The following is a 12800-nucleotide window of genomic DNA, read 5'->3' on the forward strand; positions in this document are numbered from 1 at the left end:
ATGAGCGTTTTTCAGAGTGAGGGAGAGGCGGAGATGAGCGGCAAGCAGGTGTTTCTGGCGGGAGCGGTCGCAGCGGTTCTGCTCTGTGCGTCCCAGATACAGGCTCAGGACTACGCCTTCCAGGGCTTCGCGACGGCGGACGCGATGAACCAGATGCACGCCGCCATGCGCGACAACATGATGGAGTCGTCCTCTCAGGCGCGTGCTCCCGCGCGAGGCGGAGTGGCGGCTGGAGCGGCGGCGTCGGGCCGTCGCGCCGTCGCATCCGCCCGCACCACATATCAGTCGTCGCCGGCCATCACGCAGCGCGTCAAACGCCAATTCGCGGACTTTGTCCGCTCGACAGGCGGCGACGGGGCGGGAATCGCGGCGGCGATGGATCAGCAGGACTTCTTCGCCCGCTGGGGACAGCACGTTTCACAATACGGCTTGCGTCGTGGTGATGTGGCGGACGCCATGACGGCCTACTGGATGCTGAACTGGCAGATCGCCAACGATGTAAGATCCGTCAGCAGGGCTCAGGTCCAGAGCGTTCAGTCGCAAGTTCGCGCCATGATGGGCGACAATCGTTCCTTTACAGGCCTGAATGACGCGCAGAAGCAGGAGATGGCGGAGGTTCTCATCCTCAACTTCATCGCTCAGAGCGTCGCCTATGAAGACGCCATGCGGGACAACGACGCGACGATGCAGCGTCGCCTGCAGAACGCGGCGACGACGCGGTTCCAGAATGAGATGAACGTCGATCTGCGCCAATTGCGACTGACCGGAAACGGGTTCGTAGCCGCTTCTTGAAAGGGGCAGGGCGGGCGCCCGGAGGCCAAACCCTCGTCTGAGAATATGCGGAGCCGTCTCTCTCCGGGCCTTATGATCTATGGGGCGGCTGGATTGGCGACCGTAGCCCTCGTCGTTGCGGTGATTGGCGCGGCCTTGCTTCGGCGACGGTAGGGTGAGGCGGGGACGCCCGGAGAGCGGTCCCGGCCGTTCACTCGGGAGATCCGGTTCTGCGGTAGAAGCCGTCGATATCGGATCCCATGCCGCAGAAACGGGCTGCGGCTCCGCCATCCTGAACGAACGCGCCCTCCGGCCCCATGCGGACTTGAATGACCGGGGCGTCCGCCCCGATGTCGGCGGCGGTGATCACGTTCAGTTCGCCCTCGAACGGAACCACGCGCGCAGCGATGACGTCCTCTCGGTCCTGCAGCCCGACCGCCTGAAGTTCACAGTCGGCGGCGGTCGCGGGGCCATTCGGCACGCCTCCGGCCCGGAAGGCGACGCGCCAGCCGGCGCTCTCGCGATTCAGGGTCATGGTCGCGTCCGCCGGTTCGCCGCGCTTGAACAAGGCGTCGGCGTCGGCGTCGGAGGCGGAGGCCGGTGCTGTATCCGTCATGACTCGAGGCGCGGCTTGCGAAGCTTCAACTACAGGCTTCTCGTTGGGAGCGCTGTCGGGGGGCGGGCTGCAGGCCGTCAAACCGAGGAGACCGATGGCGGCGGCGGCGGACAGGATGTGCATGAAATCCTCGCAAAATCGACGCGTTAGGCAAGGAAGCATATCCAGAAATGAGCAACGGACAACATATGGACGAACAGTATCCCGGCCTTCTTCCGCTCTCGCGGTTGGCGATCTCGGGCGCCAGACCGATTGGCCTGACGCTTCGGTTCCTCTAGACTGGCCATCATGAGTCAAAAACGTCTCTTCCACGCGGTCGCCGACCAGATTCTCCAGCTCATCGCCGATGGAGGCTACGGACCTGGCGCCAAACTACCCGGTGAGCGGGAGTTGGCCGAACGCTTCGGTGTCAGTCGCGTCACTGTGCGTGAGGCGGAGGTGGCGCTGCAAGCTCAAGGCAAGCTGGCGATCAAGACAGGGTCGGGCGTCTTTGTCTGTTCGGCGCCGCAACCGGCCGGCGCCCTGCCGGCGGTCAGTCCTTTCGAAGTCACCGAGGCGCGCTCTCTTTTCGAGTCGGAGGCCGCGGCCTTGGCCGCGTCGGTCATTACGGATGAGGCGCTGACGCGGCTGGACGAACTTGTCACGGCCATGGGCGGGACTAACCCCGATCTGGACCCTGACGCGGCCGATCGTGAGTTTCATCGCGTGATTGCGGCTTCGGCCAATAACGCTGCTGTGCTGCACACCATTGAGACGCTGTGGCGGATGCGGACGGAGGTTCCGGAGGTTAGCGCTGCGCATCAGGCGGTGTGCGAGATCGACGATTCATCGCGTGTGGATGAGCATGCGGCCATCCTCAACGCCTTGAAGGCGCGTGATCCGGCGGGAGCGCGGCGCGCCATGCGGACCCACTTCAACCGCCTGCTGGCGGCTATGCTGGACGCCAGCGCCGCCTCGGCGCTCGAGGCGCTGGAGCGCCAGATGGCGGCCAGCCGAGAGCGTTTCCTGATTAGCACGCATTCGGTTTAGACCAATTGGTCTAGTTTTTAGTTCATTTTCTTATGACCAAGAGGTTGCCTTTGGTGGCCTGACTGATAGCTTTCTCCAGCGGATGCGAAACCGCGAACAGGTCCCTACCAAAGCGGGCCGGAGGGGGAGGCGATCATGTTGTCGAGATTGGCGCTTGCGGCCGGCTTGCTTTGGGCCGGGGCGGCGACCGCCCAGACCACGACCCTGGTGGCGACGCCGGCGGAGTATCAGCGGGTTCTGCGCGACGTTAGGCCTGGCGACGTCATTGTCCTGAAGGACGGGGTGTGGCGCGACTTCCAGATCCTGTTCGAGGCTGAGGGCCGGGCTGGCCAACCGATCACCCTGACGGCCCAGACCCCGGGCGGAGTGGTGCTGTCGGGCCAGTCCAACCTCAGGCTGGCGGGACGTCAACTGGTGGTGTCCAACCTGATCTTCCGCGACGGCTGGTCGCCGACGGGGGAGGTTGTGTCCTTCCGCCGCTCCAAGGAGCATCGGGCCGTGGACAGCCGCGTCACGGGCCTGGTGATTGATGGCTACAACAAGCCCGACCGGGCCACGTCCGACAATTGGGTGGCGCTGTACGGCCACGACAACCGGTTCGATCACAACCATCTGACCGGCAAGAACAACGTCGGGACCACGCTGGTCGTCGTTCGCGACGAACAGCAGGGGCTCGATAACCGCCACCTTATCGACCACAACTACTTCGGCTCGCGCCCCAACCTCGGTTCCAATGGCGGCGAGACCTTGCGCGTGGGAACCAGCGCCGACTCCCTATCGGCGTCTAACACCGTGGTCGAGAACAACTGGTTCGAGGGCGCCGACGGCGAGGTCGAGATCGTCTCGAACAAGTCGGGCGGCAACACCTATCGCGGCAACGTCTTCTTCCATTCGCGCGGGTCCATGGTCCTGCGCCACGGCGACGGAAACCTGGTCGAGAACAACGTGTTTCTCGGCGGCGGCAAGCCTCACACCGGGGGCATCCGCGTCATCAACCGCCACCAGACTGTGCGGAACAACTATATGGAGGGGATCACCGGCGATGGGTTCACCGCTGCGCTGAGCGTGATGCACGGCGTGCCCGATTCCCCTATCAACCGCTACCATCAGGTCGTCGGCGCGGTGATCGAGAACAACACCATCATCGACGCGCGTAGTCTTTTCCTGGGGGCGGGCATGGACGCCGAGCGTTCGGCGCCGCCCATCGACAGCCGGTTCGCGCGCAACCTGATCGTCAGTTCGGACGGCCACGATCCGATGCGGAGGCTGGGCGACCTGTCGGGCGTCATTTTTGCGGACAATGTTCAGGCGGCGCAGCGGGATATCGCCTTGGTGCGCGGCGCGAACGGGTTGCTGGTTCTCGAAACGTCGCAAGGCGCTGGCGTCTCGCCCGATCTGACCATGATCCCGCGCGAGGCGACGGGAGTGGCCTGGTATCCCAAGGACGTTCAGGTCGTTCGCCTGGATCAGGGCGTCGAGATCGCCGTCGGGCCGTCCGAGGGTGCGCTCGAGGCCGCTGTCGCTGCCGCCCGTCCGGGCGACGTACTGGTGCTGGCGCCAGGCCGGTATTCAGTCGACCGGACCCTGACCGTCGGCGCGCCGCTGACGGTGCGGGGCTCGGACCAGGGTGGGGTCGAGATCGTCTTCTCGCGGCCTTCTCTGTTCGAGGTGGCCAAGGGCGGCTCGCTGAAGCTGGCGAGCCTGTTGGTGACGGGCGTTGACGCCCCTGACGAGACCGGAAACGCCGTGATCCGGGTGGCGCCCGGTTCCAGCGCGGCGAACTTCGACCTGGTGCTGGAAAGCGTCGAGGTCCGCGACCTGACGGTCAATCGCGGCTTCGGCGTGATCGCCCTGGGCAAGGGCGTCATGGCCGACCGGGTGCTGCTGCGCGACGTGCGGGTGGACAACATCACCGGCTCGGTGATCTCGGCCGCCGCCGAGACGGACGACCGGGGCACCTACAACGCCGAACTGGTTCAGATCGAGGGCGGCGCCTTCAGCCGCATCGGCGGGGCGGTCGTCGACCTCTATCGCGGCGGCACGGACGAGAGCACCTTCGGACCGCGCCTGGTGATCAAGGGGGCGACCTTCGAGCGTGTCGGCTCGGCCGAGCGGCCGTCGATCCTGATGCGAGGCGTCCAGCACGCCGAACTAGTCGGCAACACCCTGACCGACAGCGGCGCGATCAGCTTCTCCCACCGCGTCGGCGAGCCCGTGCTGGCGGTGGCCGGGAACCGCCTGGTCCGTACGCCCGAGATGCAAGCCGACATCGCGCCCGTCGCGGCTCCGGAGGAATTCTGATGCTGCGCGCCCTGCCCCTGACGGCTCTTCTTCTCGCGAGCAGCGCGCTGAGCGCCCAGGCGACGACCGCCCCCGTCGCGCAAGCCTCCGCCCCGGCCACGGCCGAGACCGCGTCCGTTCTGACCACGCCCCAGGAGTGGCGGCGGATGGCAGAGGCGGGCTCCGCCTATCCTCTGTTCGCCGTCGAGCGCGAGCGGGTCGAGGCGCTGGTCCGCGCGGCCATGGCGGATGGCGTCAATGTCCCGACCCCGCGCGATCCTGGCGGCGGTTACACCCACGAGCAGCACAAGCGGAATTATCAGGCCATCTACAACGCCGGGGCCCTGTATCGCCTGACCGGCGACAAGGCCTACGCCGACTTCGCTCGCGATCTGCTTCTGGAATACGCCAAGCTCTATCCGACGCTGGGCGCGCATCCGGCAGGCCGTGGGCAGATCCCGGGCCGCCTGTTCTGGCAGACGCTGAACGACTCGGTCTGGCTCGTCTATTCGATCCAGGGTTATGACGCGATCCGCGAGACCCTGACCGCCGAGGAGCGTCGCCGCATCGACGGTGACGTCTTCCGTCGCATGGCCAGCTTCCTGTCGGCGGAGACGCCTGAGAATTTCGAGCGCATCCACAACCACGCCACCTGGGCCGTCGCCGGCGTCGGCATGACCGGCTATGTGCTGCGCGACCGCGACCTGTCCGACAAGGCCCTGACCGGGCTGAAAAAGGACGGCTCGGCCGGCTTCCTGACCCAGATCGATCAGCTCTTCTCGCCCGACGGCTATTACGAAGAGGGGCCCTATTATCAGCGCTACGCCTTGGCACCCTTCATCATCTTCGCGGGGGCCATCGATCGGAACGAGCCGGGACGCGGCATCTTCCAGCGTCGCGACGGGGTGCTGCTCAAGGCCGTGGATACGCTGATCCAGTCCAGCTACGGCGGCTATTTCATCCCGATCAATGACGCCATCCTCGACAAGGGACTGGACACCGAGGAACTGGTGACGGGAGTCGCCTCCGTCTACGCGCGCACCCAGGACGCGGGGCTGCTGTCCATCGCGCAACGGCAGGGGCGGACCCTCCTGTCGCCGGAGGGTCTGAAGGTGGCCGAGGCGGCGGCTTCGGGCGCGGCGCAACCCTACGCCTTCCGTTCGGTGTTGCTGAGCGACGGTCCGGACGGGACGCAAGGCGCGTTGGCGATTTTGCGTGCGGGCGGCGAGGACGGTCAGGCCCTGGTCCAGAAGGCGACCGCCATGGGCATGGGGCATGGCCATTTCGACAAGCTGAACTGGCTCTTCTACGATAACGGCCAGACGGTGGTGACCGACTACGGCGCCGCGCGCTTCCTCAACATCGAGGCCAAGGCCGGCGGCATCTACCTGCCCGAGAACAACAGCTGGGCCAAGGCGACGGTCGCGCACAACACTCTGGTGGTGAACGAACGCAACCAGTTCGGCGGCCACTGGCAGACGGGCGAGGATCACCCGCCTCAAGTCCTCTTCTTCGACACGACCGAGGGGACGCAGATCGTCTCGGCGCGCCAGACAGAGGCCTATGACGGGGTGACGTTCACGCGCACTCAAGCCCTGGTCGAACATCCCGAACTGGAGCGGCCGGTCGTCATCGACCTGCTGCGCGTCTCCGGTGAGCGCCCGGCGCGCTACGACCTGCCGCTGCACTACAACGGCCACATCATGAAGCTAGGCTTCGAGGCCGAGCGCATGGTGAGGGACCGCGCGGTCCTCGGCGCAGCCGACGGCTATCAGCATATGTGGGTCGACGCCGTCTCCCAGCCGTCGCAGGACAGCCGCAGCCTGACCTGGCTGCTGGATGGCCGCTTTTACACCTGGCGTTTCGCCTCGAGCGTTCCCGCCCAGGCCATCCTGGCCGAGAGCGGCGCCAATGATCCGGACTTCAACCTGCGTCGTGAGCCGGCCCTGATCCTGCGGGCCGACGGCCAGAAGGACGCGACCTTCGTCGGCGTGCTGGAGCCGCACGGCCGCTACGACGGCCGGGCCGAGACCGTGGTCGGCGCCGAAAGCGCCATTCGCGACCTGAGCAGCGTGCGGGGCGCCGACGCTGAGGTGGTCGTCGTGACGCTCGCTTCCGGCAAGACGGTGGTCTTGGGCGTCGCCGACGATCCGGCGTCGCGCGCCGCCCACGTCGTCACGGCGAACGGTCGGATCTGGCGTTGGACCGGGCCCTGGGCGCGACTGGATCAATAGAGAGGCCGGCGCCGCGCGCGACCGGCCCGACAAGGGGAGGACCAGACATGCAAAAGAGATCCGCCGTCCGGTGGGCCATCATCGCCATGATCGCCGTGGCCACGGTGATCAACTACATCGACCGCAACGCCCTGGCGGTGATGTGGCCCGAGATCGCCGGCGAGATCGGCGCGACCAAAGAGGATTACGCCCTTCTGGTCACCATCTTCATGCTCTTCTACGCGGCGGGCCAGTTCGCCTTCGGACGGCTGTTCGACCGCATCGGCACGCGCCTGGGTTTCGCCTGGTCGATCGGCCTGTGGTCGATCTCGATCGCCCTGCACGCCACGGCCAGCAGCATCGCCTCCTTCGGCATCTTCCGCGCCATGCTGGGCGTCAGCGAGGCCGGCGCCTGGCCTGGTGCGGTTAAGGCCAACGCCGAGTGGTTCCCGCCCAAGGAGCGCGCCTTCGCCCAGGGCATCTTCAACGCCGGGGCCTCGATCGGGGCCGTCGTCTCGGCGCCGCTGATCGCCTTGCTCTTCCTGTCGCTGGGCTGGAAGGGCACCTTCCTGCTGGTCGGCGCCCTGGGCTTCATCTGGGTGCTGCCCTGGCTGGTGATCTACCGCGCCGGACCGGACAAGCACCCGTGGGTCAACGCCGCCGAGCGCGCCCTGATTCTAGATGCTCCGGCCGAAACGGTTACGACGCCTGAGGCCGAACCGGCCAAGGCGCCCAGCCTGAAGCAGATGATGTCGCACCGGCAGAGCTGGGGCATCGTTCTGGCCCGCTTCTTCCTCGATCCGATCTGGTGGCTGTTCGTCTCCTGGCTGCCGATCTATCTGGCCGAGACCTTCTCCTTCGACATCAAGCAGATCGGCATCTTCGCCTGGGTGCCCTTCGTCGGCGCCATGCTGGGCAGCCTGTTCGGCGGCTGGCTGTCGGGGCGTCTGATTGCTTCGGGCCGTTCAGTCGACCGCGCCCGCAAATGGGTCATCACCCTGGGCTGCCTGATCATGGCGCCGGCCCTGCTGGGCGCGGTGCTGGCCAATGATCCCACCATCGCCGTGCTGACCATCGCCGCCGTGCTGTTCGGCTTCCAGGTCGCCATCGGCAACATCCAGACGCTGCCCGGCGACGTCTTCCACGGCAAGTCGGTCGGCTCCTTGGCGGGCGTCGGCGGCATGGCGGCCGTAGCCGGAACCTTGATCACGACTTGGCTTGTGCCGGTCATGACCAAGGCCTCCTACGCCCCGATTTTCATCCTCGTGGCCGCGCTCGTGCCGCTCTGTCTGGTCGCGATCTGGGTCGTGACCGGTCGCATCGAAAAGGTCGATGTTCCGTCGGCGCGCGGTTGATCCCTTCCCAATCATCACTTTGCTTTCAAGGACTAAGAGCGAAATGAAACTCAACAACAAGGTGGCCATCGTCACGGGTGGCGGACGCGACATCGGACGCCAAGTGTCGCTGAAGCTGGCCGCCGAAGGCGCTAAGGTCGTGGTCAACTACGCCAACGACGCCGCCAGCGCCGAAGAGACGCTGCGCCTGATCGAGGCGGCGGGCGGGACCGCCGTGCTGCATCGCGCCGACGTCACCACGCCCGAAGGCGTCGATGGCCTGGTGTTGGCCGCTCAGGCGGCGTTCGGCCCCGGCGTCGATATCCTGGTCAACACAGCCGGGGGCATGGTGGCTCGCAAGCCGCTGCTGGAGATCGACGACGCCTTCTACGACAGCGTCATGGACTTGAACTTCCGTTCGACCTTCCTGACGACGCGAGCGGTCGTGCCGCACATGTCTTCGGGCGCGGCCATCGTGAACTTCGCCTCCCAGGCGGGGCGTGACGGCGGCGGCCCCGGCGCCTCCCTCTATGCGGTGTCCAAGGCGGCGGTGATGACCTTCACCCGCGCCATGGCCAAGGAGCTCGGTCCCAAGGGGATCCGCGTCAACGCCCTGTGCTGCGGCATGATCTCGACCCGTTTCCACGACGATTTCACCAAACCCGAGGTGCGCCAGGCCGTGGCCAACGGCACGCCGCTGCGTCGGGAAGGTCGTCCCGAAGAGGCCGCTGATGTCGCGGTCTTCCTGGCGTCGGACGCCGCCGGCTTCATGACCGGCGCCAACGTCGACGTGAACGGCGGCACCTACTTCTCCTAAGGCATGAGGCGAGCGATGGCGGGCGGGCCCATTTCACAACGCAGAGCGGCGAGGCGGACCCTGGCGGGCCTGGCTGCCGGACTGTGCGTGACGCTGGCGGCGCCCGCCATCGCAAGCGCCCAGGTCTGGGTTCCGGCGTGGCTCGCCTCGCCCATGCCGTGGCGGAACGAGGCCGCCGCCACCGGCGCGCCGCCGCTGCTGCAAAACGTCACCCTGCGGCAGGACTTGCTGATGGCTTCGGCGGCGACGGCGGTGCGCGTCCGTTTCAGCAATGAACTGGGCGAAGGGCCGCTGGTCATCGGCTGGGCCGAGGCGGGGGTGAAGGGCGAGGCGGCGCAGCCCCTACGGTTCGACGGCGCGACCCATGTGATCATTCCTCTGGGCGGCTTTGCGCTCAGCGATCCACTGGTTGTGGCCGTTCCTGCCTATGGGGAACTGACGGTCAGCGCCTACCTGCCCGGAGAGACCCGACCCGCTGTTCGGCTCGGCCCGGTGAGGATCGCCTCGGGCGACGCAACGCCCGGTGACGCGGCCCCGCTTCTGCGCGGCCAGGGCGTCGTCTCGGCCGTGCTGGCCGAGCGGCCGACGGCGCCCGTCGCGGTCATCGTCGCCATCGGCGATTCCATCACCGAAGGCGGATCGACGACCCTCGGCGCCCACCGCGCCTGGCCGCACCAGTTGGGGCGCCGTCTGGAGGGCGCCTGCCCGGGCGCCTTCGTGGTGGTGAATGCTGGGATCGGCGGCAATATGGTGGCCTCGGACGGACGCTCTCCCTCTCTCGTTTCGCGGCTGGAGCGTGACGTTCTGACCATGCCCGGTATTACTCATGTGGTGCTGATGGCCGGCCTCAACGACGTGCGCCAGAAAGGCCCTGCGCGCGATCGTCCGGGCGCGGGGGTGGACGATGTCGCAACCGGATACCGGCAGGCCGTTGGGGCGCTTCAGGCCCAGCGCATCAAGGTCATCGGCGGGGTGCTGACGCCTATCCTGGCCTCGCCTGTGGCTGAGCCAGCCATTCCCGGTCCGACCACCGACGACAAACGCCGTGCGCTCAACACCCTGATCCGCCAGGGCGCGATTTTCGACGGCGTCATCGATTTCGAGGCCGCACTCGATGATGTCGCCCGGCCCGGTCGCATCCGTCCCGGCGCGCATCGTGAAGACGGCTACCACCCCAATGACGAAGGCCATCTTCTGATGGCCGAGGCGATTGACCCCGACGTCTTCGCTCTCAGTCCCTGTTCACCGCCGAGGCCCTGACATGATCCGTCCATTTTCTGTCTCGCCTTGCAAAGGCGGTCGCTGTCGCACGGCCCTCCTGGCCCTGACCCTGGCCGGCGTCGCCTGGGGCGCGGCGGGCGCGGCCTCGGCTCAGGTGTGGAGCCCGGTCTGGACCGCCTCGCCCGCGCCTGATCGCAAGGACGGCACGCTTGAGGCGCCCGTGCAGTTTGCGGGACAGACGGTCCGCCAGGATATGCGTCTGGGCGCGTCGGTGCGTGCGCTTCGGTTGCGCGTCAGCAACGAACTGGGCGATGCGCCGCTGCGCGTGGCCGACATGCGCCTGGGCCTGGTTGGCGAGGGCGGTACGGCGCCGGTTCTCTTCGACGGGCGTAGCGAGGTGACGATCCCGGTCGGTTCCGTCCTGATCAGCGATCCTGTGGCCCTGGATGCGCCGGCCTTCGCACAGGTTTCGGTCAGCCTGCGCTTTCCCGACCCGACCCGTCCCGCCGTGCGCCGCACCGTCGTCCGGATAGGGCAGGGAGAGGCGACGCCCGGCGATGACGTCGCCCTGGACTACCGCCAGAACGTGATCTCCGTCGTCTATGGCGAGCGTGAGGCGGCGCCGATCGTGGTGGCGGCCTTGGGCGACTCCATCACCGAGGGCGCGACGGCCACTCTGGGAGCCGAGCGCGACTGGCCCAGCATGCTGGCGCGTCGCTTCGAGGCGACCTGTCCTGGCCGATTCGTGGTGCTGAATCAGGGCATCAGCGGGAACAAGCTGCTGGACCACGGCCGGTCCCATTCGGGCTTGGCGCGGCTGGACCGGGACATCCTGGCCCTGCCGCAGATCGACTACGTCATTCTGCTGGAAGGCATCAACGACATCCGCCACGGGGGCGACCCCGCCAAGCCGGGCCGCAATGCAGCGGACATGGTTCAGGGCTATCGCCAGTTGGTCGCCCGCCTGCGCGACCACGGGGTGAAGGCGGTCGCCGGAACCCTGACGCCGTTCAAGGGATCGGAGCGCTATGACGCTCCGTCGTCAGAGGCGCGTCGGGTCCTTAACGCCTTCATCCGCGACGAAGGCGCGTTTGACGGCGTCGTGGACTTCGATGCGGCCGTGCGGGATCCGGCGGATCCAGAAAGCTTCCGCGCGGGCGCGGCTCGTCCCGACATGCTTCACCCCAATGATGAGGGGTATCGATTGATGGCTGAGGCGGTCGATCTGTCGCTGTTCGGGTGCGACGCGCGATGAGCGAGGCGAAGCATTCGTGGGCGCTGTCCGCCGGCAGCCCCAGACGGTGGGATCTGGCCGCCCTCGGCGAGGTGATGCTGCGCCTGGATCCGGGCGAAGGACGGATTCGCAGCGCTCGCGCTTTCAACGTTTGGGAGGGCGGCGGCGAGTACAATGTCGCGCGGGGGCTCAGCCGGACCTTCCGGCGGCCGACGGCGGTGCTGACGGCCCTGCCGCGCAACCCCCTGGGCGCCCTGGCCGAAAGCTTGATCGCCCAGGCGCGGGTGGACGTCGACGCCATCGTCTGGCGCGACTACGACGGCGTCGGGCGCGAGGCGCGAATGGGCCTCAACTTCACCGAGCGCGGCTTCGGCGTCCGGCCGCCGCAGGGGGTGTCCGACCGAGCGTACTCGGCAGCGTCGGCGCTCGACCCGCAGGCGTTCGACTGGGACGATGTTCTGGGGGCGCGCGGCGCGCATTGGCTGCATACCGGCGGGGTCTTCGCGGCATTGTCGGCTGAAACGGCGCAGACCGCCCTGGCGGCTGTGCGTGCGGCGAGGCGCCTCGGCGTCACCGTGTCCTACGATCTCAATTATCGCGAGAGCTTGTGGCGCAGTCATCCGGACCCCGAGGCCCTGCGCGCGATCAACCGGGCTATCGTGGCTGAGTGCGATCTGGTCTTTGCGGATGATCGGGGACTGGCAGCCTGCCTCGGTCTGGTCAGCGAAGATGTCGGGCGGCGCGCCTGGCCGACCGATCCGGGGCCGCCGTCCAAGGCCGCGCGGATGGCTTTCGACGCCTTCCCCCAGCTTCGGGGCGTAGCCTACACCCTGCGTGACTCGAAGAGCGCCACGGTCAACGGCTGGCAGGGCGTGTTCCATGAGCGGGACGAGCGATACGTCTCCATGGCTCGACCGGATATGGAGATTCTGGACCGCGTCGGCGGCGGCGACGCCTTCGCCTCGGGTCTTATCCACGGGCTCATGGCGGGAGAGCGCCCCCAACAGGCGGTGGAACTGGCGGCCGCCCACGGAGCCTTGGCGATGACAACGCCCGGCGACAACGCCGAGACGGATCTGACTGAAATCGAGGCGCTTATTCGGGGCGAGCGCGGCGCAAGCCGCTGAGGAAACGAGTGTTCGATCCAAAAATAGACCAATTGGTCTATTAAATTAATCCATTGTGGTCCGAAAAGAGGTTGACAGACAGGTAAGGCCAATCCAGCGTTCGGATAATAAAAAACGCACTGGGAGGCACGCGATGAGGCAAATGGGGGATGCTGGCG

At 67.1% G+C, this 12800-nt stretch carries 10 protein-coding genes; 9 read left to right on the forward strand and 1 reads right to left on the reverse strand.

Annotated elements, in window-relative coordinates; all coding sequences use genetic code 11:
• Nucleotides 1-33: 33 nt before the first annotated feature.
• Nucleotides 34-792 (forward strand): DUF6683 family protein, encoded by a 759-nt coding sequence (locus AC52GN_RS03880; protein WP_496528240.1) that lies wholly within the window; start codon nt 34-36, stop codon nt 790-792.
• A 190-nt stretch (nt 793-982) separates the two neighbouring features.
• Here the strand turns inward: AC52GN_RS03880 and AC52GN_RS03885 are convergent, their stop codons facing one another.
• Complete coding sequence (locus tag AC52GN_RS03885) at nt 983-1387, reverse strand: hypothetical protein (protein WP_496528241.1); 405 nt, start codon at nt 1385-1387, stop codon at nt 983-985.
• A gap of 288 nt (nt 1388-1675) precedes the next feature.
• On the opposite strand from AC52GN_RS03885, the gene AC52GN_RS03890 reads away from it, so the two are divergent.
• The 8 genes from AC52GN_RS03890 (at nt 1676) to AC52GN_RS03925 (ending at nt 12642) form a co-directional block, all read left to right on the forward strand.
• Entirely contained in the window at nt 1676-2416 is a 741-nt protein-coding gene (locus AC52GN_RS03890; RefSeq protein ID WP_343831439.1) for a FadR/GntR family transcriptional regulator, read from the forward strand.
• 135 nt (nt 2417-2551) lie between these two features.
• Nucleotides 2552-4717, forward strand: coding sequence for a chondroitinase-B domain-containing protein (locus AC52GN_RS03895; RefSeq protein WP_496528242.1), 2166 nt, complete (start codon nt 2552-2554; stop codon nt 4715-4717).
• Nucleotides 4717-6930, forward strand: a complete 2214-nt coding sequence (locus AC52GN_RS03900) for an alginate lyase family protein (RefSeq protein ID WP_496528243.1) — start codon at nt 4717-4719, stop codon at nt 6928-6930. The genes AC52GN_RS03895 and AC52GN_RS03900 overlap by 1 nt, the downstream gene beginning before the upstream one ends.
• Before the next feature lie 47 nt (nt 6931-6977).
• Nucleotides 6978-8264, forward strand: a complete 1287-nt coding sequence (locus tag AC52GN_RS03905) for an MFS transporter (protein WP_496528244.1) — start codon at nt 6978-6980, stop codon at nt 8262-8264.
• Between the two features lie 43 nt (nt 8265-8307).
• Nucleotides 8308-9060 (forward strand): SDR family NAD(P)-dependent oxidoreductase, encoded by a 753-nt coding sequence (locus AC52GN_RS03910; RefSeq protein WP_343831447.1) that lies wholly within the window; start codon nt 8308-8310, stop codon nt 9058-9060.
• A gap of 15 nt (nt 9061-9075) precedes the next feature.
• Nucleotides 9076-10320: a GDSL-type esterase/lipase family protein gene (locus AC52GN_RS03915; protein ID WP_496528245.1), complete on the forward strand. Its 1245-nt coding sequence runs from the start codon at nt 9076-9078 to the stop codon at nt 10318-10320.
• Nucleotide 10321: 1 nt separating this feature from the next.
• Entirely contained in the window at nt 10322-11536 is a 1215-nt protein-coding gene (locus tag AC52GN_RS03920; RefSeq protein WP_496528246.1) for a GDSL-type esterase/lipase family protein, read from the forward strand.
• Nucleotides 11533-12642, forward strand: coding sequence for a sugar kinase (locus AC52GN_RS03925; protein WP_496528247.1), 1110 nt, complete (start codon nt 11533-11535; stop codon nt 12640-12642). Before AC52GN_RS03920 ends, AC52GN_RS03925 begins: the two co-directional genes overlap by 4 nt.
• The last annotated feature ends 158 nt before the right edge of the window (nt 12643-12800 follow it).

The organism is Brevundimonas sp. SS2672 (assembly GCF_059579685.1).

Coding starts and splice junctions, on each gene's coding strand:
- AC52GN_RS03880 (WP_496528240.1), top strand. CDS start 34: ATGAGCGGCAAGCAGGTGTTTCTGGCGGGAGCGGTCGCAGCGGTTCTG.
- AC52GN_RS03885 (WP_496528241.1), bottom strand. CDS start 1,387: ATGACGGATACAGCACCGGCCTCCGCCTCCGACGCCGACGCCGACGCC.
- AC52GN_RS03890 (WP_343831439.1), top strand. CDS start 1,676: ATGAGTCAAAAACGTCTCTTCCACGCGGTCGCCGACCAGATTCTCCAG.
- AC52GN_RS03895 (WP_496528242.1), top strand. CDS start 2,552: ATGTTGTCGAGATTGGCGCTTGCGGCCGGCTTGCTTTGGGCCGGGGCG.
- AC52GN_RS03900 (WP_496528243.1), top strand. CDS start 4,717: ATGCTGCGCGCCCTGCCCCTGACGGCTCTTCTTCTCGCGAGCAGCGCG.
- AC52GN_RS03905 (WP_496528244.1), top strand. CDS start 6,978: ATGCAAAAGAGATCCGCCGTCCGGTGGGCCATCATCGCCATGATCGCC.
- AC52GN_RS03910 (WP_343831447.1), top strand. CDS start 8,308: ATGAAACTCAACAACAAGGTGGCCATCGTCACGGGTGGCGGACGCGAC.
- AC52GN_RS03915 (WP_496528245.1), top strand. CDS start 9,076: ATGGCGGGCGGGCCCATTTCACAACGCAGAGCGGCGAGGCGGACCCTG.
- AC52GN_RS03920 (WP_496528246.1), top strand. CDS start 10,322: ATGATCCGTCCATTTTCTGTCTCGCCTTGCAAAGGCGGTCGCTGTCGC.
- AC52GN_RS03925 (WP_496528247.1), top strand. CDS start 11,533: ATGAGCGAGGCGAAGCATTCGTGGGCGCTGTCCGCCGGCAGCCCCAGA.